The following is a 26,876-nucleotide window of genomic DNA, read 5'->3' as shown; positions in this document are numbered from 1 at the left end:
CGTCCGGCGGGTGCAGGTGCGCTGTGGCTTGTCGCGCAGTTCCCCGCGCCCCTAGGAGCCTCGTCAGTACCGTGTCTGAAATCCGCCAGCCGCATCTTCGTACCTGGACCACACTGGAACCTGTGATGGACGAAGACACCAGGTACGAAGCTGTGCGCAGTCGGGACGGGCGGTTTGACGGGGAGTTCTTCTTCGCCGTCTCCACCACCGGGATCTACTGCCGGCCCAGCTGTCCTGCCGTCACGCCGAAGCGGCGGAACGTGCGGTTCTTCGCGACCGCCGCCGCCGCTCAGGGGTCGGGGTTCCGGGCCTGTCGGCGGTGTCGGCCGGATGCGGTGCCGGGGTCTGCGGAGTGGAACGTGCGGGCCGACGTCGTGGGGCGGGCGATGCGGCTGATCGGGGACGGGGTCGTCGACCGTGAGGGCGTCGCCGGGCTGGCCGGGCGGCTGGGGTACAGCGCCCGGCAGGTCCAGCGGCAGCTCACCGCCGAGCTCGGCGCCGGGCCCGTGGCTCTCGCCCGGGCCCAGCGCTCGCACACCGCCCGCGTCCTGCTCCAGACCACCGAGCTGCCGGTCACCCAGGTGGCATTTGCCGCCGGTTTCGCCAGCGTGAGGCAGTTCAACGACACGATCCGCACCGTGTACGCCTCGACGCCCAGCGAGCTGCGCGCCGCCGCCCCCGGCGCGCGTCGTACGGCCACCCCGTCGGCCGGGGTGCCGCTGCGGCTCGCCTACCGGGGCCATTACCAGTCCTCCGCCGTCTTCGACGTCCTGGCCGCCGAGGCCGTACCGGGCGTCGAGGAGGTCAGCGGGCCTCCCGGGAGGCGGGTCTACCGGCGGACCCTCCGGCTGCCGTACGGCACCGGGATCGTCGCCGTCGACGAGCGCCCCCGGGGCTGGCTCGACGCCCGGCTGCACCTCACCGACCTGCGCGATCTGACGACCGCCGTCGGCCGGCTGCGCCGGCTCCTCGACCTCGACGCCGATCCGTACGCCGTCGACGAGCGGCTCGGCGCCGATCCGAGGCTCGCTCCGCTGGTCGCCGCCCGGCCCGGGCTGCGGTCGCCCGGGGCGGCCGATCCCGAGGAGCTCGCGGTGCGGGCGCTCGTCGGGACCGAGGAGGCCGAGCGGCTCGTACGGCGGTACGGCAAGGCCCTCGACGCGCCCTGCGGCAGCCTCACGCACCTGTTCCCCGAGGCCGCCGCCCTCGCCCAGGCCGACGGTCCCGTCGCGGCCCTCGCCGCCGCCCTCGCCGACGGTGCTGTACGGCTCGACCCCGGCGCCGACCGCGACGACGCGCAGGCCGCCCTGCTCGCCCTCCCCGGCATGGACGCCCGCACGGTCGCCGTCATCCGCACCCGCGCCCTCGGCGACCCGGACGTCGCCCCGCCCGACCTCGACATCCCCGACAGCTGGCGCCCCTGGCGCTCGTACGCCCTGCAACACCTGCGCACCGCAGGGGAGTTGGAGCCCCGATGACCCTCTACTGGACGACCGTCGAAAGCCCGGTGGGGCCGCTCCTGCTCACCGCTGAGCCGGGCGGTGCGCTCACCTCCCTGTCCGTTCCCGGGCAGAAGAACGGGCGGGTGGTGGAGGGGAGTTGGCGGTGCGACCCCGGGCCCTTCCGTGCGTCCCAGGAGCAGCTCGCCGCCTACTTCGCCGGTGAACTCAAGGAGTTCGAGCTGGAGTTGCGTGCCGAGGGCACCGCCTTCCGGGAGCGGGTCTGGGCCGCGCTCGACGACGTTCCCTACGGGGCGACGGTCACCTACGGCGAGATCGCCGCCCGGGTCGGGGCGTCCAGAGCCGCCGTACGCGCCGTCGGTGGCGCGATCGGCGCCAACCCGCTGCTGATCGTCCGGCCCTGTCATCGGGTGATCGGCGCGGACGGGTCGATGACGGGTTACGCGGGCGGGCTGGAGCGCAAGACCGCGCTACTCACCCTCGAAGGCGTCCTCTAGACCCCAGCTGTGGATCCGCCGCGGATGGATGCGGATCACCTCCTCGCTGAAGTGCGGGCCCAGTCCGTGCGGGCCCACCAGCAGCTCGGCCTCCCCGCGGATGTCGATGCCCCGCACCTTCCAGGGCCGGAGGCTGACGATGTCGTCGACGACGAGCGCGACCTTCGGGTTCTTCTCCAGGTTGCGCCACTTCTTGCTGCGGCCCATCTGGTAGCCACCGACCAGGATCGTCCCGTCGTCCTGCGGGAAGAAACCGACCGGGTTCGCCTGCGGCTGCCCCTGGGGGTCGACGGTGGCGAGCCGCCCCAGCCGCTGCGACTTCAGATACGCGCGTTCGGCCTCGCTGAATTCGGTCATGCGGCCACCCAAACACGCCCGCCCCGCCCACACATCGGCTCCTCGGACTAGGGCCGCAGGCCTACGTCACCCCCAGATCACCGCCCCCAGCCACGCGCCCGCGATCAGCAGGCACGTGAACAGTTCCGTCAGCACGCTGGAGCCGCCCGAGCGCATCACCGTGCGCAGGGCCGCGACCGCCTCTCCGTGCCGGCCGAGGCGGAGGCGTTCATACAGGTAGACGCCGCCCATGAAGCCGGGGATCGCGCCCAGCACCGGGATCAGGAAGAACCCGAGGAACGCGCCGACACCGGCGTACACGCCCATCCGGGGCGTCGCGCCGCTCGTGCGCAGCCGGCGTGGTGGCAGCGCCCAGCGCACCACCTGGGACAGGAACAGCACCACGGTGGCCCCCACCAGCACCCACCACGCGACCGGCTGCGGATCTTTCAGCGCCCACCACGAGACCGCGGCCCACACGAGCCACGACCCCGGCACCCCGGGCACGAGCACTCCGCACAGGCCGAGCAGGAGGACCAGGCCGACCAGCAGGAGGTCCCACACTCCCATTCGTCCAGGGTGCCCGACGACCGGAGAAACCGCAGGTCAGTAAGGTTCGCCCAGGTCACTGGCGGGCCACCCACCCTCGCTCGTACGCATGCCACCCCAGCTGCAATCGTGTCGTCACGCCCGCCAGCTCCATCAGCCGCTTCACCCGCCGCTGCACGGTCCGCAGCCCCAGATCGAGCTGTTTGGCCACGCTCGCGTCGGTCATCCCGGCGAGCAACAGGGACAGCACCTCCAGGTCGGTGGCGTCGGGGGCGTCGGCCTCCTCCTCCGTCACCCCGGCGACACCCAGGCGCAGCGGCAGCGACTCCCGCCACACCGACTCGAACAGTCCCGACAGCAGCTCCAGCAGCCCGCTCGCATGCACCACCAGCGCGGCCGGCTCCGCCGTGTGCGAGGTCAGCGGTACGAGGGCCTGGACGCGGTCGGCGACGACCAGCTTCGTCGGCACCCGGTCCACCACCCGTACCTCCTCGTCCCGGCCCAGCGCGGCGGACAGCTCGCTGATGCCGTCCGGCAGATCGAGGACCGACCGCTCGACCACCACCCGGTAGCGCACCCCGCGCCCGGCAGCCTGCTCCTCGGCGTCGTTCTCCCCGCCGGAGACCACCGCCGGATTGCCGGTGACCAGCGCGCACACCTCCTCCGTCGCCCCGAGCTGCAACTGAAGGAACCGCTGCGCCACCGCCGCCGCCCCGATCACCACCTCGACCAGATCGTGCACGGCCGGTTCGGCCGCCGCAGCCCGGTACTCCTCGGCGAGCAACGCCGCCGCCAGCTCCGCCTTGTCCAGCTCGTGCCGCTGCTGGGTGAGCAGCGCGCCCAGCGCCACGCCCGGGGGAGCGGCGACCCAGCGGCCGGGGCGGGCGGAGGACTGGGCCGCGAGTCCATGGCGCTCCAGGCGGCGCAGGGCGCGCTCGGTGTCGTGCTCCGCGAGCGTCAGCCGCCGCGCGAGATCGGGCACGTCGGCCGCGCCCACGGACACCAGCGCCCGGTACGCCGACTCGTGCGTCTCGTCCAGCCCCAGCACACCCAGCATCAACGACCCCTCCCCGGCAGCGCCGTGGCGGGAACCGGCCACGGCGCAAACCCGCCTCGGCACATCATCGCCGCACCACCCGCCCCTCTGCCATCGTGGCGCCACCGCAGCATCAACCACCGTCCGCAATGCCCGCCTTGGGCCTCTTCGGCCTGCGCGTCTCGCGTACGCGGGCATGCGGCGACACGGCAGGAGAGCGATCTTGGCGAGAGCGATACGCCGTACGGCCATGGGGGCGGCGACCGCCGTCGTCCTGGCCGTCACGACCGCCGCGCCCACGCACGCGGCCGACGACGACAGACCCAGACCGCTGACCGGCAGCCGGGCCACCCCCGGCTCCGGCGCCGTCGTCACCCTCGTCACCGGCGACCGGGTCCTCGTCACGAAGGACGGGGCCGTCGCCCTGCCCGGCGAGGACGGCACGACCCCGTTCACCCAGACCCGCCAGGACGGCGACGACCTGTACGTCTATCCCGAGGGCGCGATCGAGGCGCTGGCCGCCGGACGCGTGGACGAGGAACTCTTCAACGTCACCGGCCTGGTCCGGCAGGGCTACGACGACGCCCACACCGACACGCTGCCGCTGATCGCGACGTACGACCAAGCCGTCACCGCCCGCAGCGTCCCGAAGACCCCGCGCGGCGCCGCCCGCGACCGGGTGCTCGACTCGATCGACGGCGTGGCGCTGGACGCGGACAAGGAGAAGGCCGACGCGTTCTGGTCCGACGTCAACCAGGGATCGTTGAAGAAACTGTGGCTCGACGCGAGGGTGGAGGCCACCCTCGACCGGTCGACGAAGCAGGTCCACGCCCCGGAGGCCTGGGCCGCCGGTTACGACGGCAAGGGCACCAAGGTCGCCGTCCTGGACACCGGCGTCGACGCCGACCACCCCGACCTCAAGGGCCGGATCAGCGCGTCGCGGAACTTCACCGACTCGGCCGACGCCGACGACCACCAGGGCCACGGCACCCACACCACCTCCACCGTCGGCGGCACCGGCGCCGCGAGCGGCGGCAAGAAGAAGGGGGTCGCGCCCGGCGCCGATCTCCTCAACGGCAAGGTCCTCAACGACGGCGGCTACGGCGAGACTTCGTGGATCATCGCCGGCATGCAGTGGGCGGTCGACCAGGGCGCCGACGTGGTCTCCATGAGCCTCGGCAACCCCGACGAACGGGACTGCACCGACCCGATGGCCCAGGCCACCGAGGAACTCGCGCGGGCCCACGAGAACACCCTCTTCGTCATCGCGGCCGGCAACTCCGGCCCGGGCAACAACACCGTCTCCTCGCCCGGTTGCGCCCCGAGCGTCCTCACGGTCGGCGCCGTCGACCGCGACGACTCCACCGCCAACTTCTCCAGCCGCGGCCCGGTCTACGGCGCCCACACCCTCAAGCCCGAGATCACCGCCCCGGGCGTCGGCATCTCCGCCGCCAACGCGGGCGGGCGGGGTGTGTACGCCTACCAGTCCATGAGCGGTACGTCGATGGCGACCCCGCACGTCGCGGGCGCCGCCGCGATCGTCAAGCAGGCCCACCCCGACTGGAGCGCCGCCCGGATCAAGGCGGCCCTCGTCTCCTCGGCCGACGCGGACATCCCCGGCGACGTCCGCGAGACCGGCGGCGGCCGCCTCGACGTCAAGGCCGCCGTCGACCAGACGATCCTCGGCACGCCCGCGGTCCAGGCCGGCACCTTCAACTGGCCGCAGGACCCGAGCGACCGCACCACCGTCTCCGTGCCGTACACCAACACCACGGACAGGGCGGTGGGGTTGAAGCTGTCGGTGACGGGGGTGACCGGCAACGACGGCTCCACCGTCCGCTCACCCGTGGCCCGCCTGGGCTCGACGTCGGTCACCGTCCCGGCCGGGAAGACGGTCGAGGTCCCGCTCCGCGTCGATCCGACGGCCACGCTCAAGCGTGCCCAGTACGGGGACATCACGGGCCGGGTTCTGGCAGAGGCTGCCAACGGCGTCAGCGTCTCCACCCCCTTCTCCCTCTACGTCCAGCCCGAGACGGTCACCCTGCGCGTCAAGCTGATCGACCGTCATGGCGACCCCGCCACCGGTGCCTCCTCCGTCGACGTCATCGGCACCGACGACGCCACCGGTGAGCGCCGCTTCAACGACGGTGCCGCCGACCAGACGTACGCGATCCGCCCCGGCAGCTACTTCCTCTCCAGCTTCATCACCACCCCCGAGACCGAGGGCCCGCTCTACAACTCCCTTGCCTACCTGGCCCGTCCGCAGCTGGAGGTCCGCGGGGACACCACGGTCGTCCTCGACGCCCGCAAGGCCCACCGCCTCAGCGTCCAGACGGACCGGCCGACCGAACTCCGGGGCGCCACGCTCGGTTTCGCCCGCTCGTGGGACGACACCTGGCTGCACGGCGGCACCGCGGCGGGCGGCCGGACCCTGCGCGGCTACTACGCCTCCGTCGACGGCAAGGCCACGGACGGCACCTTCGAGTTCGACAGCTTCTGGCGCGCCGCGGCCCCGCAGATCACCGAACTCGCGGTCGTGGGCGGGCAGAAGCTCCACCCGGTGACCGCGTCCACCAGCTCCGTGAACCTGGACGGCAGGGGACAGGCCGCGCTCTACGACGCCAAGTCTGGTACGGAGGGGGAGCTTTCGGGCGCGAAGGGCAAGATCGCACTCGTCAAGCTCCCGGACGACGGCGGCGCCTACGAGGTCGCGAGCCGCGCGAAGGCGGCCGGTGCCGTGGCGGTCCTCGGCTACCGCGAGGCGCCGGGCCGCTGGTACCCGTCGGCCGGCTTCGTCGGGGGCACGCTGCCGATCCTGGGCATCCCGACGGAGGAGGCGCAGGCGCTGCTCGCGGCCGGAACCGACGTGACCCTGCGCTGGACGGCCACGGCGAAGAGCCCGTACCTCTACAACCTCGCCTACCCGGAGAAGGGCGAGCTCCGGAGCGACCGCGTCTACCGCGCCCATGACCGGGAGTTGGCGGCGACGAAGGCGACGTACAAGTCGATGTCGGGCGGCGCCACCGACCACATCGATCTCCAGTCGATGACCCGGCCGAGTGGCCTGTCCGGTTACTTCGGTGACATCGAGACCGTCCCCGCGCCCTTCACCCGCACCGAGTACCTCACGCCGGGCACGACCGGCTGGGGGCACCAGCTGTCCAGCAGCTTCCCGTGGGGCGAGTTCATGATCGACCCGGTGCGGACCTACGAGAAGGGCGAGCGTCGTGAGGAGGAGTGGTACGGCGGTGTCCTCGCGCCGACCGGCCCCCTCGACGACACCGGCACCGAGGCGCTGGCCGCGGAACGCCAGGGCAATCTCATCGGGGTCGCCCCCGCGTTCTACGGCGACGGCCAACACATGGGCGTCCAGGGCAGTTTCGGCGACCTGGGCAACATGGTCCTGAAGCGGAACGGTGAGACCATCGGCGACAGCCCTTACCCGTTCGGGGTGTTCACGGTCCCGGCGGAGGAGTCGTCGTACGAACTGACCCTGAACACGGCGAAGTTCGGCCAGCCGGCCCGCGTCTGGAACCGCACCACGCAGACGACCACGACCTGGTCCTTCCGCTCGGCCCTCGACGAGAACGCCTACTCCCAGGGCATCCCGCTCCTGTTCCCGCACTACGCCCTCCCCGAGGACGGCCTCAAGACCCTCCCCGCGAAGGACGGCCGGCGCATCACGCTCACGGCGACGGGCCACGCGGGCTACCAGCCGGGCGCGTTGACGTCGGTGAAGCTCGCCTACTCGTACGACGGCGGCGAGACCTGGACCGAGGCGAGGACGGAACAGCGCGGCGGGGTCTGGCAGGCGATCGTCGATCACAGCTCCGCGACAGGAAAGCAGGTCACACTCAGGGCCGACCTGACCGACGCCGACGGCAACTCGGTCACCCAGATCGTGACCCGGGCCTACGACGTGCGCTAGCACCTTAGGGGATCGCGGGCCCGGGTCACTCGGACGTCGCCGGGCGGTTCTCCCGTGGGGGGTGGAACCGCCCGGCGACCTGTTTCGCACGACCTGCTGATTTTCCGGTTGCCCCGTTTTCATCCGGCCCGCGCGGTGGACAATTAGGGGCATGAGCCATCAGGGGGGAAGGCCCACCGGCCACGAGGACGACTGGTGGGGACAGCTGTACGACGACAAGACCGAGGACGCGGGCCCGACAACGGCCCCGGACACGCTGGACGACAGATACGAGTCGGCAGCGGGAACGGTGAACGGCGACGCGGAGGGACCTGACATCCCGACGCAGCCGACTGACTCCGAACACGAACCGCCGCTGCGGGCAGTCGTGCCGCAGGGCGGCACGGGTGGGCGCAGCGGCACCCCGCCGGCGCGGGCAAGCGAAACCCACCCCCCAGCACAGACCCCGGCCGACCCAGAACCCCCGCCCACCGAAACGCCCCCCGCACCGCAACCCACTCGCACCGCCACCCGCCTGGACCTCCCCACCCTCCCCCCACCCCCCGTCACCTACCTCGGCTCAGGCCCACCCACCTACGAGGCCGAACCCACCGCCCTCCCACCCGCGGACCCCGACGAACTCGACGACCTCGTAGCCGACACCGTCCTCGACGGCGCCCACTACGGCTCCTGCACCCTCCGCGCCGCCTCCGTCCGCGGCGACTCCGCCCGCTTCCGCGGCGAACCCCGCCGGGACTCCCTCCTCACCGCCCGCTTCGGCACCGGCGACCACGCCCTGGTCCTCGTCGCGATGGCCACCGGCGCCCGCGCCACCCCCGGCGCCCACCGAGCCGCCGCCGAGGCCTGCCACTGGATCGGCAGGGCCGTCGGGCGCAGCCACGCCCGCCTCGCCGAGGACATAAGGGCCGCCCGCCGCGGCGACCTCAAGTCCGGCCTGCACCGCCTCACCGACCGCAGCCTCGGCAAACTCCGCGCCAGCGCCGCAGAACAGGGCATCGACCCGGAGGAGTACTCCGCCACCCTGCGCTGTCTGCTCCTGCCCGCCGACACCGACTGCCGTACCCGCGTCTTCTTCGGCGTCGGCGCCGGCGGCCTGTTCCGGCTCCGGGACGGCGAGTGGCAGGACATCGAGCCGCGCGTCACCGACGCCACCGGCGAACCGGTCGTCGGCTTCGGCTCGCTGCCCGCCGAGACCCCCGAGGGCGACCGCCTCACCATGGACCTCGGCATCCCCACCCCGCCGAGCCCCTACGAACCCGCCCCCGAGCCACCCCGCGAACCCTTCCGGTTCCGCGCCTCGGTAGCCCGCCCGGGTGACACGCTCCTGATGTGCAGCGGCGGCCTCGCGGAGCCGTTGCGTGGCGAGCCGGAGCTGTGCGCGTACCTCACCGGACGCTGGTCCGGCCCCAACCCGCCGGGCCTCGCCGCGTTCCTCGCCGACACCCAGGTCCGGGTGAAGGGCTACGCCGACGACCGTACGGCGGCCGCCGTGTGGGAGGCGTAACCGCGAGGGGTGTGGATACATGGACTCATGGCCAAGCAGAACGTCGCCGAACAGTTCGTGGACATCCTCGTGCGCGCCGGTGTGCGACGCCTCTACGGCGTCGTCGGCGACAGCCTCAATCCGGTCGTCGACGCCGTGCGCCGCAACCGCGCCATCGACTGGGTGCACGTCCGGCACGAGGAGACCGCCGCCTTCGCCGCGGGCGCCGAGGCCCAGATCACCGGGAAGCTCACCGCCTGCGCCGGCTCCTGCGGCCCGGGCAACCTGCACCTCATCAACGGCCTCTACGACGCCCACCGCTCCATGGCGCCCGTCCTCGCCCTCGCCTCGCACATCCCGTCCAGCGAGATCGGCCTGGGCTACTTCCAGGAGACCCACCCCGACCAACTGTTCCGCGAGTGCAGCCACTACAGCGAGCTGATCTCCAGCCCGAAGCAGATGCCGAGGCTGCTGCAGACCGCCATCCAGCACGCGGTCGGCCGCTCGGGCGTCAGCGTGGTCTCCCTCCCCGGCGACATCGCCGACGACCCCGCCCCGGACAAGCCGCTGGAGACCGCCCTCGTCACCACCCGGCCCACGGTCCGTCCCGGCGACGCCGAACTCGACGCGTTCGTCCGCATGATCGACAAGGCCGAGAAGATCACCCTCTTCTGCGGCAGCGGCACGGCCGGCGCGCACGCCGAGGTCATGGAGTTCGCGGGGAAGATCAAGTCCCCGGTGGGACACGCGCTGCGGGGCAAGGAGCACATCCAGTACGACAACCCGTTCGACGTCGGCATGAGCGGGCTGCTCGGCTACGGCGCCGCCTACGAGGCCACCCACGAGTGCGACCTGCTGATCCTGCTCGGCACCGACTTCCCGTACAACGCCTTCCTGCCGGACAACGTCAAGATCGCCCAGGTCGACGTCCGCCCCGAGAACCTGGGCCGGCGTTCGAAACTCGACCTCGCGGTGTGGGGCGATGTGAAGGAGACCCTGCGGTGTCTGATCCCGCGGGTGAAGGAGAAGCAGAACCGGCGCTTCCTCGACAAGATGCTCAAGAAGCACGCCGACGCCCTGGAAGGCGTGGTCAAGGCCTACACCCGCAAGGTCGAGAAGCACGTCCCGATCCATCCCGAGTACGTGGCCGCCGTCCTCGACGAACTCGCCGACGACGACGCCGTGTTCACGGTCGACACCGGCATGTGCAACGTCTGGGCCGCCCGCTACATCTCACCCAACGGCCGCCGCCGCGTCATCGGTTCCTTCTCGCACGGCTCCATGGCCAACGCGTTGCCGATGGCGATCGGCGCCCAGTTCACCGACCGCAGACGCCAGGTCGTGTCGATGTCCGGCGACGGCGGATTCTCCATGCTGATGGGCGACTTCCTGACCCTGGTGCAGTACGACCTCCCCGTGAAGGTCGTCCTCTTCAACAACTCCTCGCTGTCCATGGTCGAGTTGGAGATGCTCGTCGCGGGACTCCCGTCGTACGGCACCACGAACAAGAACCCCGACTTCGCCGCCGTAGCCCGCGCCTGCGGTGCCCATGGCGTCCGCGTCGAGAAGCCCAAGGAGCTCGCGGGGGCGTTGAAGGACGCCTTCAAGCACAAGGGCCCCGCCCTCGTCGACGTCGTCACCGACCCCAACGCCCTGTCCATCCCGCCGAAGATCAGCACCGAGATGGTCACCGGCTTCGCCCTCTCCGCCTCGAAGATCGTCCTCGACGGCGGCGTGGGCCGCATGCTCCAGATGGCCCGCTCCAACCTGCGGAACGTGCCCCGCCCCTAGTCCTCCGAGACCCACTTCCGGTTCGCGTAGTCGTACGAGTACTGCGGCAGCCTCTTGTCGCCTGTCGTGCGGAACGGGGTGCCGTGGTCGTCGATGCGGGCGGTGCCGGTGCGGCCCTGGGAGGACCAGTCCAGTTCGAGGTACCAGCTGCAGTCGCAGCCGACGGTCCGCGCGGTGACCAGCAGGATCTCCGGGTCCTCGGCGGAGACGCGGTACGGCATCCGGATCGCCGGGATCTCGTTCTCGCCGTCGTTGCCGGCCTCCGAGCGGGCGATCGGCCGGTCCGCGTCGAGGTCGACGGAGAACATGCGGGGCGTGAGCGCGCCGCCGCAGCCGTTGTCCATGGCGTACGAGTTGCCCCCGGCCGGGGCCGCACGCCCGACCACTCGGACCCGGAGCGCGTCGAGGACCACGGCCGTGGAACTGCGCCCCTGCACGGAGATCTGCACCATCGTCTCGCCGCCGTGCGTCGCGCCCTGCGCCGCCGCCCAGACCGCGGCGTCCTGCGCGACCGGCGGCGGTGGGACCTGCGTAGACGGCTTGTCGATGACGTAGTGGTGGCCGCAGCCCGCGTTCCAGACGTGGGAGTTGACCGTCCACGACAGCGGCACGGCAGCCCCGGGGGCGGCTCCGCCGGTGGGGCTGCCGCCGCCCTTGGCGGACGGGCCGGCGTGCGGGCGGCCGGTTCCGGAGGCGGACGGCGACGAGGTCCCCCGCTCCGGGGACGCGGACGGACTCGGCTTCTTCTTCGACGCGGTGGGGTCCGGTGACGCGGAGGCGGCCGAGCTGGTGACGGCCGGGTCGGTGGGGCGTACGGAGTCGGCGGCGGAGGAGCGGCGGTCCGAGAGGGCGGACAGGCTGCCGAGCGTGGCGATCAGCGCGACGGCCGCGGCGGAGGCGACGAGGGTCCGCCGACGCCGGTACCAGGGGTGGGGCGGCGGCTCGGGCACCCGCAGTTCGGTGACGGGGTCGGCCTCGTCCGCCTCGCCGGTCGGTTCAACGGTTGACTCGGCGGGCGGTTCAACGGTCGGCTCGGCGGGCGGTGCACCGTTCGCCTCGACGGTCGGCTCAACGGTCGCCTCGTCGTCGGTCTCGACCGGGTCCGGTGCCGGCGTCGGTCCAGGCGTCGGCGCGGGCTCCTGCGGGCGCGACCGCTGTCGTGCCGCCACCGCGAGCAGCCAGCGCCGGTGGAGTTCGTGCCGCTCCTCCGGCGTCGCCCCGCACAGCGCCGCGAACCGCTCCACGGGGGCGAAGTCCACCGGGACCGTCTCACCGGCGCAGTACCGGTGCAGCGTCGAGGTGTTCATGTGCAGACGGCGGGCCAACTGGCCGTAGCTGCGGTCCGTCCGTTCCTTCAGCCGCGTGAGCAACGCCGCGAACTCCGCCACCTCGTCTGCGCCGTGCTGCTCCGACACCGTTGTCCCGCCCCCGTTCCGCTGTCCCAGGCACTCACATACCTGCACGTCAGATGGCCTGGGATGGTTCCACCGGCACACATCGGCCGTCAGTTGTTGCGCCGGCCGCCTGTGACCGCTGATGCTCTTGGTGTCGCACCGAGCGGGCCGGACCGACCAACCACCCCCGGGCGACACGCTACTTACTCGCACGCATTCGCACACGCTTCTCGCACTCACTCGTACACGGGGGACACACCCATGCCCATGCGCAACCGAACCGGCGCGCTCCTCGCCGTCGCCGTCACCGGACTCGCCCTCGGCGCGACGCTCGCCTCACCCGCGGACGCCGCCGCCCCGAAGACGTCTCCGAAGTTCCTGTCGGCGTCCGAACTGCCGCCGCACCCCTCGTCCTCCTGGACGGCCGGCAAGGTCACCGACGGTGTCCCGGACGGCCTGCTGTCCTGCCTCCAGGACACGATGCCGGGCTACGACTCCCGGTACCGCGCCTTCCACACCGACCTCGACACCGGCGCCCTCCAGCTCACGATCGTCGTCGGCGACACCGCCAAGGCCAAGGCCCTCGCCACCCGGCTGAACAAGGACATCCGGACCTGCCCCACGCGCCTGGAGCAGGCCGACCCGGAGATCGAGGCCACGCACCGGAACTACGGGGCGCTGCCGGTCGAGGAGGGCGCCCGGGTGCACGGGCTGCACATCGAGGGCTCCTGGGGCGCGTCCGACATCCATCTGCTCTCCGTGGGCCGGGACGGCAAGACCGTCACGGTCGTGCAGTGGGGGCAGCTGGGCGACTTCGCCGACGCGCCCGTGAAGGCGTTCCGCAAGACGACGACCACCGCGGTGAACAAGCTCTACTGAGGCCATCCGAGGAAGCGGGGCCGCCCTCTCGCCACGGGGGTCGGGAGGGCGGCACCCCGCCGCAGGTCCGGTACCGGGCTGATGAATTCAAGCCAGTTTCGCCGAGGGGGGCACGGCGGCCGGCGTGGCGTGACTTCCCGCGCCGGCCGCCCCTTTCTCCGGCCGGGTACGGCCGCCCGTGCAGACGCGCATGGGCAGTTCGTCCGAGGCCCGCCGGTCAGGTGTCTCACGTGCGCGTAGGCCCGAGGCCGCGCCGGACCGCCGGATCGGCCGGTCGTCACGAACGCCGGAAGCACGGCCCCGGCTGCGCTCGCGGCCGCGGGGCGAGGTCGCGGAGCACGCCGTCGGAGGCGGCGCGTACGGCGTCGTAGCAGCGCTGTCCGGCCCGCGACCTTGGCCGGTCCTGGTGTCCGCCCCACTGCGAGGCCCGCTCCGGAGCCCACCGGAACGACCTCCTCGACCAGCGCTTTCCCCGCGCCCCGCCGCCCGCGAGGGCCCTCGCCCCGGCCCGCGGCACGCGCGGCACATGCCAACCGGGGGGGGGGACCAGCGGCACGCCCGCCCCGCAGCCGCCGCGGCCCGGCCGCGCCGCACGGTGTCTCGAAGGGCGCTCGAAGGGCGCTCGAGGAGCGGTGCGGCGGAGGTCGCGCGCCCGGCCCAGCACCCCGGAACCATGGCCGAACACCTGGTCGTTGACGATTCGACATGACTGCGGCGTGAACGACGGGGCATGGATCCCCGTGAACGTGTTCGAGCAGGAGGGGAACCGACATCGGCACGCGGGCGGGGGTCATGAAGAGGCAGGCACGAGGAGGCGGTCCCATGGCGATCGGGGCCTTCTCGGCGGAGACGGTGGAGGACAGGGCCACGAGCGCCGGCGACCCGGCGCAGGCCGTATCGCTACGGCGCAGACTCGGGCGGGCGGATCTGCGGGCGGTGCCCGAAGTACGCCGCGCGCTGCGCGAGTTGTTACGGCAGTGGGGGAGGCCCGGACGATCGGAGATAGCGGAACTGCTCACGAGCGAGCTCGTCACCAACGCGCTCGTCCACACCGACCACGACGCGGTCCTGACGGCCACCGTCGGACCCCGTGGACTGCGGGTGGAGGTACGGGACTTCGTGGCCCGCAGGCCCAGACTGCGCGTACCGAACGCCGACGACGGTACGCACGGCCGGGGCCTGGTCCTCGTACAGTCCCTCGCCGACGCGTGGGGCGTACGGGCGCACGGCGTGGGGAAGGCGGTGTGGTTCGAGCTCGACGCGGGCGCCGCGTGACGGACGAACGCGAGGGGGGTACGGCCACCGGGCCGTACCCCCCTCGCGTGGTCCCCTGAGGGACTCAACCGAACTGCTGCTCAAGGTCCTTGAGCTTGCGCTCCAGGGAGTCGAGCCGCGGCAGGGCCATGGTGTCGTCCTCCGCGGTGAGGTCGACGGTGATCGGCTCAGTATTTTGACGGACCGGCTGAAGGGACGGACGCGAGCGCACGGGCAGCTGTTCCGGCGTCGTCGATATGGCAGGCTCCGCGGTGGCTCGGTCGTCGCCCCGCTCCAGGGCCTCGACCTGACGGCCGCCACCGCGGCCGATGAACCCGCGGTGGCCCCGGCTGATCGCCTTGAGCTGGGCGCGCTCCAGACGGTCCGCCTCGCGGCGGCGCAGCCGGTTCTCCTCCTTCTGCCGCTTGTCCTCGCGGACCTCGTCCACCGCCTCGTCGAGGCTGCGCACGTTCTCCAGCAGCATGAGCGACCAGGCCTTGTACGTCTCACGGGGCGCCCGCAGCCAGCGGACCACGCGGATCTGCGGCAGCGGGCGGGGCACCAGGCCCTGCTCGCGCAGCGCCGCCCGGCGGGTCTGCTTCAGCGCGCGGTCGAACAGGACGGCCGCCGACAGGGACATGCCCGCGAAGAAGTGCGGGGCGCCCGCGTGGCCCAGACCCCTGGGCGCGTGCACCCAGTTGAACCAGGCCGCGGCGCCCGCGAACGTCCACACGAGTATCCGGGAGCCGAGCGCCGCGTCACCGTGGCTGGCCTCACGCACCGCGAGCACCGAGCAGAACATCGCCGCGCCGTCCAGGCCGAACGGGACCAGGTACTCCCAGCCGCCGGACAGGTTCAGGTTCTGCTGTCCGAAGCCGACCAGGCCGTGGAAGGAGAGGGCGGCGGCGACCGCCGCACAGCAGAACAGCAGGACATAGGAGGCGGTGCCGTATATGGCCTCCTTGCGCCGCCGGCGCTCCTCGCTGCGCTCCCAGGAGTCGTCCTTCGCGTGCTCCCCGCCGGACCGCTTGCTCCGCGCCAGCACCGCCATCGCCGCGACCATGCCCAGGAGCAGTACGGCGCCCGGAAGCAGCCAGTTCAGCGATATGTCGGTCAGTCTCATCTGGGGTCCCTTGCATTGGGATAGGGCGTAACGCCCGCCATAGTGGCCCAATCCCACCGGCCCTCAGGGGGTTTCGGGGCAAGAGGCCGCCAAGGAGGTGCAAGGGATTGCCCAGGGCGGCGTTCTGCTCGAACTGCCGCGTGAGGGGCGGGAGTTGAGTTCGAATAAGACTACCCGTACGGGTGGTTCCACGGAAAGTTCCTGCGGCAGGTGAGGAAATTGTGAATCGCCTGTAACCGAACGGGAGTCCTGTTCGCCGGTGATCTTACGGGACCGGCGGACGTGATCGTTCCCCGGGGGTCGTCAACTGGCTGCTTCCGCCAGCAGTTTGACGACGCGGTCGGCGTCGCAGGTGCGCGGGCAGGTGGCGCAGGTGTCCTGCGGTTCGAGCGTGTAGTACATGCAGCAGCTGACCCGGTCCCTGGTGGGCAGCGTCTCACCGGCCGGTCCGCTCAACTCGCGGAAGGCCGCGGTGCCGACGTACGGCTTGGTCGTGCCCGGCAGCAGCAGCTCCAGCTCGCGCTCGGCCCGCCGCTGCTCGTGCTCGCCGAGCAGTCCGGCGACGTACCAGAGCCCCTCGACCACCTCGTCGGTCACCATGCCCCACAGAGCCCGCCCGCGCCGCCGCATCCGTGGCCCGAACCCGGCGAGCAGCGGCTCCATGTGCTCGGCGACGGCGTCCCGCACCTCGGCGCGCAGCGCTTCCTCGTCCGGGACCACCCGGGCGCCCGGAAGCGCGGCGGCCGGATCGCCCGGCAGGCAGGCGAAGGCGCCGGTCCGCACGGCGAAGTCCATCGGGCCGCGGGTCCGGTCGTACGACACCTGCGCCACGGGGAAGTGCGGCACCCGGCGGTGCAGGAACCAGGGCAGCGTGATCAGCAGGCAGGCGGGCCAGGCGTAGCGGTGCAGTCCGAAGCTCGCTATGACGTCCGGGCGGCCGGGCCGGCCGTGATCGCGCCGCACCTGTGCGTCGTCCCACATCAGAAAGGTCTCGAGTCCGGCCCCGCCCGCCGCGAGCGCGTCGGCGCCGACCCATCCGTCGCCCCGGGGTGCCGCCTCCGTGGGTCCCAGCTCTCGTACCGTCATGCCCGGAAAGGCCTCGGTCAGACGGTGGTAGGCGTCCGTGAGGGCCGAGGCGGGAGCGGTCATGCGGGGCCACCAATCCAAGACAGTTGTGCGACTGTGTGGCACAGATGTTCTGAAGGTAAGCCTAACCTTACCCAAGATCGTCACGCTTTGAACCGTCGGCTTCTGCGCCTAAGGTGCTTGACGGGCGAGTAACAACCCGCCGTAATGACCCCAAGTACCGACACGTCCGGAGGAGGCTCCTTGTGAATCAGGGCACACAGGGCTCCACCGGGACGGACAGTGCCGGGATCACCGGGCCGGTGCGGGTGCCGCCACAGGTGCGGGCGGCCGATGTGGACGCCGCCCGAGCCAGGCAGGCGCGCGCCCAGGGCGGGCTCCCGGAACCGCCGGTCGAGCGCTCCCGCGCCGCCGACGCCGTACCGAAGGCCCGGGGTGGACGCCCGCCGGCCGAGCAGCCGATGCCGACGCCGCGGGTGCTGGCCGCCGAGCAGCCCTTGCCGACGCCGCCCGCCGGGCACCGCGCCCGGCCCGTCGTCCAGCGGGCCTCCGTGCGCGGGCAGATCCTCGACGCGCTGCGCACCGCGCTGGTGGCCGGTGAACTCACCCCCGGCGAGGTCTATTCGGCGCCTGTCCTCGGTGAGCGCTTCGGGGTCTCCGCGACGCCGGTCCGTGAGGCGATGCAGCAGCTCGCGCTGGAGGGCGCCGTCGAGGTCGTGCCCAACCGGGGCTTCCGGGTCGTGCAGCGCGGGGCGCGGGAGCTCGCCGAACTCGCCGAGATCCGCGCCCTGATCGAGGTGCCGGTGATGCTGCGGCTGGCCCGTACGGTGCCGGTCGAGCGCTGGGCGGAGCTGCGGCCGGTCGCCGAGGCCACGGTGCGGGCGGCGTCGACGGGATGCCGGGCGACGTACGCCGAGTCGGACCGTGCCTTCCACCGCGCGGTCCTCGCCCTCGCCGGCAACGAACAACTCGTCCAGATCGCCGACGACCTCCACCGCCGCGCCCAGTGGCCCCTGACCGGTGCGCCCACCTCCCGCGGCCGCGCGGAACTGGTCGCGGACGCGGCCGAACACACCGCGCTGCTGGACGCGTTGATCGCCGGGGACCTGGACGTGGTGCGCTCGCTGGTGGGGGAGCACTTCGGGGGAGCGTCCTGAGCTTGTGACGGCGGTCACGGAACTGTCGGCTCCCCGCAACGGTCCGCGACGCCGGGAACCCGGCCGTCCCGTCCCGCGTGGCATCCGCTGACGGCACGCCTGGTGCCGACAGCGGAGGTGATCCCATGGACCCGTCCTTCATGGCGCAGCAGCAGGCGCAACAGGCCAGTCAGCAAGCCCAGCAGGCCCATCAACAGGCCGTGAACTCCCACCGGCAGGCGCACCAGCAGCACGTCCGGCACGGCTACCACCGCCCGCCGACGCACACCCCGATGCCGCACCGCGGCGGCCGCGGTGGAGGCCTTGTCTCACTCCTCGTGGTGATCGTCGTGGTCGTGGTCTTCGCCCGCGACCCGGAACTCCGCGACACCGTCCTCAACGAGCTCCAGAAGTTGGCGGACCAGATCCGCAACAGCTAGCGCTCAGGCCGTGGCGGCAGGCGGCGGCGCCAACTGCCGTGACAGCCAGGTCGGTACGCCGCCCAGCAGCCGGAACAGCCGGCGCGCCTCCTCCCGTAGCCGTGACGCCTCCGGCTCCGCCTCCGCGTCCGCCAGCGAGGCCAGTGCCGGGGCGGTGCCGACCAGGTAGCCCAACTCCTCGCGGATGCGCAACGATTCGGCGAAGCCGTGCCGTGCCTCCGCCAACTCCCCGTCCCGCAGGGCCAGTCCGGCCAGGTGGCGCCAAGTGAAGGAGAGCAGGAGCGGATCGGCGTGGGCGACCGCGCCCGCGTGCGCCCGCCGGTACGCCGCCCGCGCGGCCTGCGGCGAGCGTGCCAGGTTCTCGGCGAGCAGTCCGCGCCGGAAGTCCAGCAGGGCCCGTCCCGGTGCCCCTGGAGCGATCAGCGCCGCCGCCCGTCCGAGCGCGGCCCGCGCCTCGTCGGCCCGGTCGCGGACCTGGTGCAGCGTGGCCGCGTACGCAAGTTGCCCTCTTTCACAAGCGGCGGCGCCCCGCTCGTCGTCGGTGTGGGCCAGCGCCTCGGCGGTGCGCAGCGCGTCCTCGGCCTCCTCCCAGCCCTGCTCTGTGTAGAGACACCGTTCGACCAGCAGCGCGGCCCGCTGCAACGCCGCGTCCGCGCCGACCGGTTGGAGCAGCGCTGCCGCGTCGGCCCAGCAGGCGCGTGAGCGCAGCCGCCATACCGCGGTCTGGAGTGGATCGTCAGGGGTCGTTCCGTTACCAGACATGGCGGTATACGCCACCTCGCCCTCCCCGGCACACCATTGAGCTGTTGAGTGGTGGCCGCATCTCAGCACGAATTCCGTGGCCCGGCCAAGAGGGTGGGTGAAGGATTTCACAAAGTCGTGGGATCCCCGGAGGCCCGAGGTTTCAGCTCATCCGCAGCGCCAGGAAGAAATCCAGCTTGTCCTCCAGCCGGGAAAGGTCACGACTCGTCAACTGCTCGATTCGCCCCACTCGGTAGCGCAGCGTGTTGACGTGCAGGTGGAGGCGGGTCGCGCAGCGGGTCCAGGAGCCGTCGCAGTCGAGGAACGCCTCCAGCGTCGGGATCAGCTCCGCGCGGTGCCGGCGGTCGTAGTCGCGCAGCGGGTCGAGGAGGCGGGCCGTGAACGCCCGGCGGACGTCGTCCGGCACGAAGGGCAGCAGCAGCACGTGCGAGGCCAGCTCCTGGTGGCCCGCCGCGCACACCCGGCCAGGACGGGCCGCAGCCACCCGGCGGGCGTGCCGCGCCTCCTCCAGGGCGCCCCGCAGCCCCTCCGCCGAGTGCACGGCCGCGCTGACGCCCAGCGTGACGCGCCCGTCGTCGTCGAGACCGGCGGCGAGGGGGTCCCGTACGGACTCCAGCAGCACGTCGGCGAGGACGCCGGTCTCGGAGCCGTCGTGCTCGGTCGACACCGCCGGCAGCGGGACGAGCGCGATGGCCTCCTCCCCGGTGTGGGCCACGGCGATCCGGTCGGACGGCTCGGGACCGGTGGACAGCGGGTCGACGAGGATCTCCTCCAGCAGCGACTGTGCCACCGCGCCGCCCTCGATGTCCCCGCCGTCCCACTCGACCCGGGCCACGACGACCTGCCAGTGCGGCGCCGCCCCGAGGCCGGGCAGCAGGACGGGCGCGGCGACTCTGAGGCGCGCGGCGATCTCGGCGGGCGCGGCGCCTGTCTGGACCAGCTCCAGGACCTCCTGGGCGAGCCGCCGCCGCACCGTGCGGGCGGCGTCCCTGCGGTCGCGCTCGACCGCGATCAGCTGGGTGACGCCCTGGAGCAGGTCGAGCCGCTCCTCGGGCCAGTCACCGGCGTCCGCCTCGACGGCCAGCAGCCAGTCCGACAGCACCGTCTCGCGCACGTCCCGCGAGGCCTGCGGGGAGCGGCCGCTGCTGCGCACCGGGAAAAGGGAGTACGTCGTCGAGCCGAGCGTCAGCCGGTGCGGTCCGCGCCGGCCCGTGCGTGCGGCCGCCAGATGCTCCGCCGCGAGCTTCGCGCAGACGTCGGCGGGGAGCCCGGGGCCGGAGGTCTTGGAGCCCGCGATCAGCCGTCCGGTCGGCGACAGCACCCAGGCCCGCAGGTCCAGGTCGGAGCCCAGCAGGTCCAGGACGACGTCCGGGCCGCCGCCCGCGGGGCCCGAGGTCATCATCCGGCGGTGCCGGTCCACCACGGCCGCCAGGTCCCCGGCGCGCTCGCCGCTGACCTGTCGTACGACATGCTCGGTGATCGTCGCGAACGCCACCGACTCGTGCACCGCGAACAGCGGCAGCCGGTTGCGCGCACAGGCCAGCACCAGGTCCTCCGGCACATCGCCGAGCTCCGCCTCGCCCGCCGCCAGCGCCGCCACACCGGCCTGCACGAGGATTCGTACGAAAGCGTCGGAGTCCGCGGCGTCCCTCCGCCACGCCAGCCCCGTGAGCACCAGCTCACCGCCCGACAGATAGCGGCTCGGGTCCCGCAGGTCCGTGGTCATCACACCGCGCACGGTGCGGTCCAGCTCGTCCTCGCCGCCGAGCAGCCGCAGGCCCAGCGCGTCGGTGTCCAGCAGTGCGCGCAGCCGCATTCTCGTCGCCGCCGATCTTTGTCTCGAAATCTACGATGAACAGTGAGGCCCCTGTGCGGGAGGCGCCTGTCCGGTGGGTCCGGTGTGCTCCGCTCACCGCCCCTCGGGCTGTGTCCCAGGTCACGCCCGGTGTGTCGCGCGTTTCCACAGGAAAACATGGAGGTTACTGAGGACCTCCGTTCATACGAATCTACAAGATGCCCGCCCCGACCAGCCAACTCCTTCAGAGTTTCCGTGACTGACCCCGTCGGAGCACGGCGCTGTGTACTGGCCCCACTCCGCGTGAACAACACATGAACGAGCCGGGCCCGCCGCACACGATCTGGCTCAATCCGTACCACCCACGAGACGAAGAAGAGAGCCGGTCATGGACTTCCTTCGCCCCGCCAGCTGGGAGGAGGCGCTCGCCGCCAAGGCTGAGCACCCCACCGCTGTGCCCATTGCGGGCGGCACCGATGTGATGGTCGAGATCAACTTCGACCACCGGCGGCCCGAGTACCTGCTCGACCTGAACCGCGTCACCGACCTCACGGAGTGGGAGGTCGGCCAGGACTCGGTGCGGCTCGGCGCCTCCGTCCCGTACACCCGGGTCATGGAGAACCTCCGTGCCGAGCTGCCGGGCCTCGCCCTGGCCTCGCACACGGTGGCCTCCCCGCAGATCCGCAACCGCGGCGGCGTCGGCGGCAACCTCGGCACCGCCTCCCCGGCCGGCGACGCCCACCCCGCGCTCCTCGCGGCCGGCGCCGAGGTCGAGGTGGAGTCGGTGCGCGGCTCGCGCCTGATCCCGATCGACGACTTCTACACCGGCGTGAAGCGCAACGCGCTCGCGCCCGACGAGCTGATCCGCGCGGTCCACATCAAGAAGGCCGACGGCCCGCAGCAGTACTCGAAGGTCGGCACCCGCAACGCCATGGTCATCGCGGTCTGCGCCTTCGGTCTGGCCCTGCACCCCGAGACCCGTACGGTCCGCACCGGCATCGGTTCGGCGGCGCCCACGCCCGTCCGGGCGAAGGCCGCGGAGGAGTTCCTGAACGCGGCGCTCGAAGAGGGCGGCTTCTGGGACAACGGAAAGATCATCACCCCGTCGGTCGCCAAGCAGTTCGCGGACCTGTGCGCCGCCGCCTGCAACCCGATCGACGACGTCCGGGGCACGGCGAGCTACCGCCGCCACGCGGTCGGCATCATGGCCCGCCGCACGCTGACCTGGACCTGGGAGTCGTACCGCGGCACCGCCGCCCGCACGGAGGGAGTCGCGTAATGCGCGTCAATTTCACGGTCAACGGCCGTCCGCAGGAGGCCGACGACGTCTGGGAGGGCGAGTCCCTTCTGTACGTGCTGCGTGAGCGGCTGGGCCTGCCCGGCTCCAAGAACGCCTGCGAGCAGGGCGAGTGCGGCTCCTGCACGGTCCGCCTGGACGGTGTGCCGGTGTGTTCGTGTCTGGTCGCGGCGGGCCAGGTGGAAGGCCGTGACGTGGTCACGGTTGAGGGCCTGGCGGACTTCGCCAAGCAGCGGGCCTGTGGGTCCACTTGTGGGACCCCGCTCGACGAGGCCAAGCAGTGGGCTGCCAAGGGCCAGGACTCGCAGACCGGCGAGGGCACCGAACTCTCCCCGATCCAGCAGGCGTTCATCGACGCCGGCGCCGTCCAGTGCGGCTTCTGCACCCCCGGTCTGCTGGTCGCGGCCGACGAGATGCTGGAGCGCAACCCGAACCCGACCGACGCGGACATCCGCGAGGCGCTGTCGGGCAACCTGTGCCGCTGCACCGGCTACGAGAAGATCATGGACGCGGTCCGCCTCGCGGCCGCCCGGCAGTCCGAGGGGGTCTGAGCATGCCCACCACCGGCGCTCCCACCAAAATCACCCAGGGTTCGCAGACCAAGGGCGGCATCGGCGAGTCCACGCTCCGCCCGGACGGCACCCTCAAGGTCACCGGCGAGTTCGCGTACTCGTCCGACATGTGGCACGAGGACATGCTCTGGGGCCAGATCCTGCGCTCCACGGTCGCGCACGCCGAGATCGTCTCCATCGACACCTCCGAGGCCCTCGCCATGGCGGGCGTCTACGCCGTCATGACGTACGACGACCTGCCCACGGACGTGAAGAACTACGGCCTGGAGATCCAGGACACCCCCGTCCTCGCGCACGGCAAGGTACGCCACCACGGTGAGCCCGTCGCGATCGTCGCCGCCGACCACCCGGAGACCGCGCGCCGCGCCGCCGCCAAGATCAAGGTCGAGTACCGCGAGCTGCCCGTCATCACCGACGAGGCCTCCGCGACCGCGCCGGACGCGATCCTCATCCACGAGGGCCGCGACGACCACCACATCGGTCACGTCCCGCACCCCAACATCGTGCACCGCCAGCCGATCATCCGTGGCAACGCCGAAGAGGCCGCTCGGCGCGCCGACTTCGTCGTCAAGGGCGAGTACACCTTCGGCATGCAGGACCAGGCCTTCCTCGGCCCCGAGTCGGGGCTCGCGGTGCCGGACGAGGACGGCGGCGTCCACCTCTACATCGCCACCCAGTGGCTGCACAGCGACCTCAAGCAGATCGCCCCGGTCCTCGGCCTGCCCGAGAGCAAGGTCCGCATGACGCTGTCCGGCGTCGGCGGTGCCTTCGGCGGCCGCGAGGACATCTCGATGCAGATCCACGCCTGTCTGCTGGCGCTGCGCACCGGCAAGCCGGTCAAGATCGTCTACAACCGCTTCGAGTCCTTCTTCGGCCACGTCCACCGCCACCCGGCGAAGCTCTACTACGAGCACGGCGCGACCAAGGACGGCAAGCTCACGCACGTGAAGTGCCGGATAGTCCTGGACGGCGGCGCGTACGCCTCCGCGTCCCCCGCGGTCGTCGGCAACGCCTCCTCCCTGTCGATCGGCCCGTACATGGTCGACGACGTCGACATCGAGGCCATCGCCCTCTACACCAACAACCCGCCCTGCGGCGCGATGCGCGGCTTCGGCGCGGTCCAGGCGTGCTTCGCCTACGAGGCCCAGATGGACAAGCTCGCCGACGAGGTGGGCATGGACCGGGTCGCGTTCCGTCAGCTCAACGCGATGGAGCAGGGCACGATCATGCCGACCGGCCAGCCCGTCGACTCGCCGGCCCCGGTCGCCGAACTCCTGCGCCGCGTCAAGGCGATGCCGCTCCCTCCGGAGCGCCAGTGGGAGTCCAGCGAGGGCGCGGACGTACGACAGCTGCCCGGCGGTCTGTCCAACACCACGCACGGCGAGGGTGTCGTCCGCGGCGTCGGCTACGCGGTCGGCATCAAGAACGTCGGCTTCTCCGAGGGCTTCGACGACTACTCCACCGCCAAGGTCCGCATGGAGGTCGTCGGCGGTGAGCCGGTGGCCACCGTGCACACCGCGATGGCGGAGGTCGGCCAGGGCGGTGTCACCGTCCACGCGCAGATCGCCCGCACCGAGCTCGGCGTCACGCAGGTGACCATCCACCCGGCGGACACACAGGTGGGCTCGGCGGGTTCAACCTCGGCCTCCCGGCAGACGTACGTCACCGGCGGCGCGGTCAAGAACTCCTGCGAGCTGGTGCGCGAGAAGGTCCTGGAGATCGGCCGCCGCAAGTTCGGCTCGTACCACCCCGCTTGGGCGACGGCGGAGCTGCTCCTGGAGGGCGGCAAGGTCGTCACCGACGGCGGCGAGGTCCTCGCGGACCTGGCCGAGGTGCTGGAGGGCGAGACCGTCGAGGTGGAGGCCGAGTGGCGGCACCGCCCGACCGAGGCCTTCGACCTCCGTACCGGCCAGGGCTTCGGCCACGTCCAGTACTCCTTCGCCGCGCACCGCGCGGTCGTCGAGGTGGACACCGAGCTCGGCCTGGTCAAGGTCATCGAGCTGGCCTGCGCCCAGGACGTCGGCAAGGCGCTCAACCCGCTGTCGGTCGTCGGTCAGATCCAGGGCGGCACCACCCAGGGCCTCGGTGTCGCGGTGATGGAGGAGATCATCGTCGACCCCAAGACGGCCAAGGTCAGGAACCCCTCCTTCACGGACTACCTGATCCCCACCATCCTCGACACGCCGACCATCCCCGTCGACGTGCTCGAACTCGCCGACGACCACGCCCCGTACGGGCTCCGTGGCATCGGCGAGGCCCCCACCCTGTCGTCGACCCCGGCCGTCCTCGCGGCGATCCGGAACGCGACGGGGCTGGAACTCAACAGGACGCCGGTCAGGCCCGAACACCTCACGGGCACGGCGTAACCGTTCAGTTGAAGCTCTCCGGGCGGCGCAGGGAACGTCACAACCTCCGCCGCGCCGCCCGGAGCACCAAGTCCCGCACCGCTCGCGGCACTTGAGCAAGTACCTGTACCACCTCTGTTCGTTCGTCTCGGGCCGTCCCCCGGGTCGTGCGGCCGAAGCACCTTCCCAAATCCCGCAGCCGCACAGGCGGTTGACGGGGGCCCCTGTGAACCTTGGGAGTAGGCCCACATGACCCAGCAGTCACTGGAGCCGGAGACCGTTGCCGAAGACGCGGGAGAAGGCACCCGCGTCCCGGCCGGACGGTCCTGGCTCGACCGGTACTTTCACATATCCAGGCGAGGATCGACGGTCGCGCGTGAGGTGCGCGGCGGCGTCACCACCTTCATGGCGATGGCGTACATCCTCCTGCTCAACCCCCTGATCCTGTCCGGCAAGGACGCGGCGGGGGACACCCTCGGCCAGAAGGCCCTCATCACCGCGACCGCGTTCGCGGCGGCCTTCACCACACTGCTGATGGGCTTCTTCGGCAAGGTGCCGCTCGCCCTCGCCGCCGGCCTCTCCGTCTCCGGCGTCCTGTCCTCGCAGGTCGCCCCGCAGATGACCTGGCCGCAGGCCATGGGCATGTGCGTGATGTACGGCGTCGTCATCATGCTGCTGGTCGTCACCGGCCTGCGCGAGATGATCATGAACGCCATCCCGCTGGCCCTCAAGCACGCGATCACCATGGGCATCGGCCTGTTCGTCGCCCTGATCGGCTTCTACAAGGCCGGCTTCGTCCACCAGGGCAAGGCGACCCCGGTGACGCTGGGCCCGACGGGCGAACTGGCCGGCTGGCCCGTCCTGCTCTTCGCGGCGACCCTGCTCGCGATCTTCATGCTCCAGGCCCGCGGCGTCCCCGGCGCCATCCTGATCGGCATCGTCGGCGGCACGGTCCTGGCCGTGATCCTCAACGCCCTCGACGTCATCGACCCCAAGCAGTGGGCGAGCGGCGCCCCCGAACTCCACGGCAGCGCGGTCTCGATGCCGGACTTCTCGATCTTCGGCGACGTCGAGTTCGGCGGCTGGGGCGAGGCCGGCGCGATGACGGTCGGCATGATCGTCTTCACCCTGGTCCTCGCGGGCTTCTTCGACGCGATGGCGACGATCATCGGCGTCGGCACGGAGGCCAAGCTGGCCGACGAGCAGGGCCGGATGCCGGGCCTGTCGAAGGCACTGTTCATCGACGGCGCGGGCGGCGCGATCGGCGGCGTGGCGGGAGCCTCGGGCCAGACGGTGTTCGTGGAGTCGGCGACGGGAGTGGGCGAGGGCGCCCGAACGGGCCTGTCCTCCGTCGTCACCGGCCTGTTCTTCGCGGCGTGCCTGTTCTTCACCCCGCTGACGGCGATCGTGCCCGGCGAGGTGGCGGCGGCCGCCCTGGTGGTCATCGGCGCGATGATGATGATGAACGCCCGGCACGTGGACTGGGCGGACCGCGCGACGGCGATCCCGGTCTTCCTGACCGTCGTGATCATGCCGTTCACGTACTCGATCACGGCGGGCGTCGCGGCCGGCGTCATCTCGTACGTCGCCATCAAGGTCGCCCAGGGCAAGGCGCGGGAGATCGGGGCGTTCATGTGGGCCCTGACAGTGATCTTCTTCGTCTATTTCGCCCTCAATCCCATTGAGAGCTGGATGGGCGTGCACTAGCCGCCC

General features: G+C 71.9%; 21 protein-coding genes. 13 read left to right on the top strand and 8 right to left on the bottom strand.

All coding sequences use genetic code 11. From position 1 onward, the window contains the following. Nucleotides 1-125: 125 nt before the first annotated feature. Nucleotides 126-1,478: a DNA-3-methyladenine glycosylase 2 family protein gene (locus IQ210_RS38485; protein WP_194083900.1), complete on the top strand. Its 1,353-nt coding sequence runs from the start codon at nucleotides 126-128 to the stop codon at nucleotides 1,476-1,478. Continuing rightward, on the top strand, nucleotides 1,475-1,957 hold the full coding sequence (locus tag IQ210_RS38480; RefSeq protein WP_194083899.1) for a methylated-DNA--[protein]-cysteine S-methyltransferase: 483 nt from the start codon (nucleotides 1,475-1,477) through the stop codon (nucleotides 1,955-1,957). Before IQ210_RS38485 ends, IQ210_RS38480 begins: the two co-directional genes overlap by 4 nt. Here the strand turns inward: IQ210_RS38480 and IQ210_RS38475 are convergent. From IQ210_RS38475 to IQ210_RS38465, 3 genes are all read right to left on the bottom strand, one after another. Beyond that, entirely contained in the window at nucleotides 1,931-2,314 is a 384-nt protein-coding gene (locus IQ210_RS38475; RefSeq protein WP_194083898.1) for a PPOX class F420-dependent oxidoreductase, read from the bottom strand. The two genes, IQ210_RS38480 and IQ210_RS38475, sit on opposite strands and share 27 nt — an antisense overlap. Nucleotides 2,315-2,380: 66 nt before the next feature. Beyond that, nucleotides 2,381-2,863: a DUF456 domain-containing protein gene (locus IQ210_RS38470; protein ID WP_194083897.1), complete on the bottom strand. Its 483-nt coding sequence runs from the start codon at nucleotides 2,861-2,863 to the stop codon at nucleotides 2,381-2,383. Between the two features lie 55 nt (nucleotides 2,864-2,918). Beyond that, a complete protein-coding gene (locus tag IQ210_RS38465; RefSeq protein ID WP_194083896.1) occupies nucleotides 2,919-3,899 on the bottom strand; it encodes a helix-turn-helix transcriptional regulator in 981 nt (326 codons plus the stop codon). Between the two features lie 229 nt (nucleotides 3,900-4,128). On the opposite strand from IQ210_RS38465, the gene IQ210_RS38460 reads away from it, so the two are divergent. The 3 genes from IQ210_RS38460 to IQ210_RS38450 all read left to right on the top strand — a co-directional run bounded on the left by IQ210_RS38460 (nucleotide 4,129) and on the right by IQ210_RS38450 (nucleotide 11,080). Further along, on the top strand, nucleotides 4,129-7,806 hold the full coding sequence (locus IQ210_RS38460; protein WP_228049281.1) for a S8 family peptidase: 3,678 nt from the start codon (nucleotides 4,129-4,131) through the stop codon (nucleotides 7,804-7,806). Between the two features lie 151 nt (nucleotides 7,807-7,957). Further along, nucleotides 7,958-9,310 carry a protein phosphatase 2C domain-containing protein gene (locus tag IQ210_RS38455; RefSeq protein WP_194083894.1) on the top strand — a complete coding sequence of 451 codons (1,353 nt, stop codon included), beginning with the start codon at nucleotides 7,958-7,960 and terminating at the stop codon, nucleotides 9,308-9,310. A 27-nt stretch (nucleotides 9,311-9,337) separates the two neighbouring features. Beyond that, nucleotides 9,338-11,080, top strand: a complete 1,743-nt coding sequence (locus IQ210_RS38450; protein WP_194083893.1) for a pyruvate dehydrogenase — start codon at nucleotides 9,338-9,340, stop codon at nucleotides 11,078-11,080. Here the strand turns inward: IQ210_RS38450 and IQ210_RS38445 are convergent. Then, a complete protein-coding gene (locus tag IQ210_RS38445) occupies nucleotides 11,077-12,495 on the bottom strand; it encodes a helix-turn-helix domain-containing protein (RefSeq protein WP_194083892.1) in 1,419 nt (472 codons plus the stop codon). The genes IQ210_RS38450 and IQ210_RS38445 overlap by 4 nt on opposite strands. A 240-nt stretch (nucleotides 12,496-12,735) precedes the next feature. Between IQ210_RS38445 and IQ210_RS38440 the strand changes: the two genes are divergently transcribed. Both IQ210_RS38440 and IQ210_RS38435 read left to right on the top strand, forming a co-directional pair. Then, nucleotides 12,736-13,353 (top strand): hypothetical protein, encoded by a 618-nt coding sequence (locus IQ210_RS38440; protein WP_194083891.1) that lies wholly within the window; start codon nucleotides 12,736-12,738, stop codon nucleotides 13,351-13,353. A gap of 822 nt (nucleotides 13,354-14,175) precedes the next feature. After that, nucleotides 14,176-14,628: an ATP-binding protein gene (locus tag IQ210_RS38435; protein ID WP_228049267.1), complete on the top strand. Its 453-nt coding sequence runs from the start codon at nucleotides 14,176-14,178 to the stop codon at nucleotides 14,626-14,628. A 64-nt stretch (nucleotides 14,629-14,692) separates the two neighbouring features. On the opposite strand, the gene IQ210_RS38430 is transcribed toward IQ210_RS38435, so the two are convergent. Together IQ210_RS38430 and IQ210_RS38425 are read right to left on the bottom strand one after the other, a co-directional pair. Continuing rightward, nucleotides 14,693-15,730, bottom strand: a complete 1,038-nt coding sequence (locus IQ210_RS38430) for a DUF2637 domain-containing protein (RefSeq protein ID WP_194083890.1) — start codon at nucleotides 15,728-15,730, stop codon at nucleotides 14,693-14,695. Between the two features lie 303 nt (nucleotides 15,731-16,033). Next, entirely contained in the window at nucleotides 16,034-16,879 is an 846-nt protein-coding gene (locus tag IQ210_RS38425) for a (2Fe-2S)-binding protein (RefSeq protein ID WP_194083889.1), read from the bottom strand. Nucleotides 16,880-17,061: 182 nt separating this feature from the next. Here IQ210_RS38425 and IQ210_RS38420 point away from each other — a divergent pair, with 182 nt between their 5' ends. Both IQ210_RS38420 and IQ210_RS38415 read left to right on the top strand, forming a co-directional pair. Then, on the top strand, nucleotides 17,062-17,973 hold the full coding sequence (locus tag IQ210_RS38420; RefSeq protein ID WP_322657725.1) for a GntR family transcriptional regulator: 912 nt from the start codon (nucleotides 17,062-17,064) through the stop codon (nucleotides 17,971-17,973). Nucleotides 17,974-18,098: 125 nt separating this feature from the next. Continuing rightward, nucleotides 18,099-18,392 (top strand): hypothetical protein, encoded by a 294-nt coding sequence (locus tag IQ210_RS38415; protein WP_194083888.1) that lies wholly within the window; start codon nucleotides 18,099-18,101, stop codon nucleotides 18,390-18,392. Between the two features lie 3 nt (nucleotides 18,393-18,395). Here the strand turns inward: IQ210_RS38415 and IQ210_RS38410 are convergent, their stop codons facing one another. After that, the gene (locus tag IQ210_RS38410; protein WP_194083887.1) at nucleotides 18,396-19,169 is read right to left on the bottom strand and encodes a hypothetical protein; all 774 of its coding nucleotides are present in this window, start codon (nucleotides 19,167-19,169) and stop codon (nucleotides 18,396-18,398) included. Nucleotides 19,170-19,296: 127 nt separating this feature from the next. Then, nucleotides 19,297-20,970, bottom strand: a complete 1,674-nt coding sequence (locus tag IQ210_RS38405; RefSeq protein WP_194083886.1) for a PucR family transcriptional regulator — start codon at nucleotides 20,968-20,970, stop codon at nucleotides 19,297-19,299. Between the two features lie 367 nt (nucleotides 20,971-21,337). On the opposite strand from IQ210_RS38405, the gene IQ210_RS38400 reads away from it, so the two are divergent. The 4 genes from IQ210_RS38400 to IQ210_RS38385 all read left to right on the top strand — a co-directional run bounded on the left by IQ210_RS38400 (nucleotide 21,338) and on the right by IQ210_RS38385 (nucleotide 26,870). After that, the gene (locus tag IQ210_RS38400; protein ID WP_194083885.1) at nucleotides 21,338-22,228 is read left to right on the top strand and encodes an FAD binding domain-containing protein; all 891 of its coding nucleotides are present in this window, start codon (nucleotides 21,338-21,340) and stop codon (nucleotides 22,226-22,228) included. Next, the gene (locus tag IQ210_RS38395; protein ID WP_194083884.1) at nucleotides 22,228-22,797 is read left to right on the top strand and encodes a (2Fe-2S)-binding protein; all 570 of its coding nucleotides are present in this window, start codon (nucleotides 22,228-22,230) and stop codon (nucleotides 22,795-22,797) included. Before IQ210_RS38400 ends, IQ210_RS38395 begins: the two co-directional genes overlap by 1 nt. 2 nt (nucleotides 22,798-22,799) lie before the next feature. Continuing rightward, nucleotides 22,800-25,184 (top strand): xanthine dehydrogenase family protein molybdopterin-binding subunit, encoded by a 2,385-nt coding sequence (locus tag IQ210_RS38390; protein ID WP_194083883.1) that lies wholly within the window; start codon nucleotides 22,800-22,802, stop codon nucleotides 25,182-25,184. A gap of 228 nt (nucleotides 25,185-25,412) precedes the next feature. After that, a complete protein-coding gene (locus tag IQ210_RS38385; protein ID WP_194083882.1) occupies nucleotides 25,413-26,870 on the top strand; it encodes an NCS2 family permease in 1,458 nt (485 codons plus the stop codon). Nucleotides 26,871-26,876: the final 6 nt, after the last annotated feature.

Source organism: Streptomyces justiciae (genome assembly GCF_015163075.1).
Classification (GTDB): domain Bacteria; phylum Actinomycetota; class Actinomycetes; order Streptomycetales; family Streptomycetaceae; genus Streptomyces; species Streptomyces justiciae.
The sequence above is the reverse complement of the archived record's forward strand: the minus strand, read 5'-3'. Positions and strand labels throughout refer to the sequence as shown.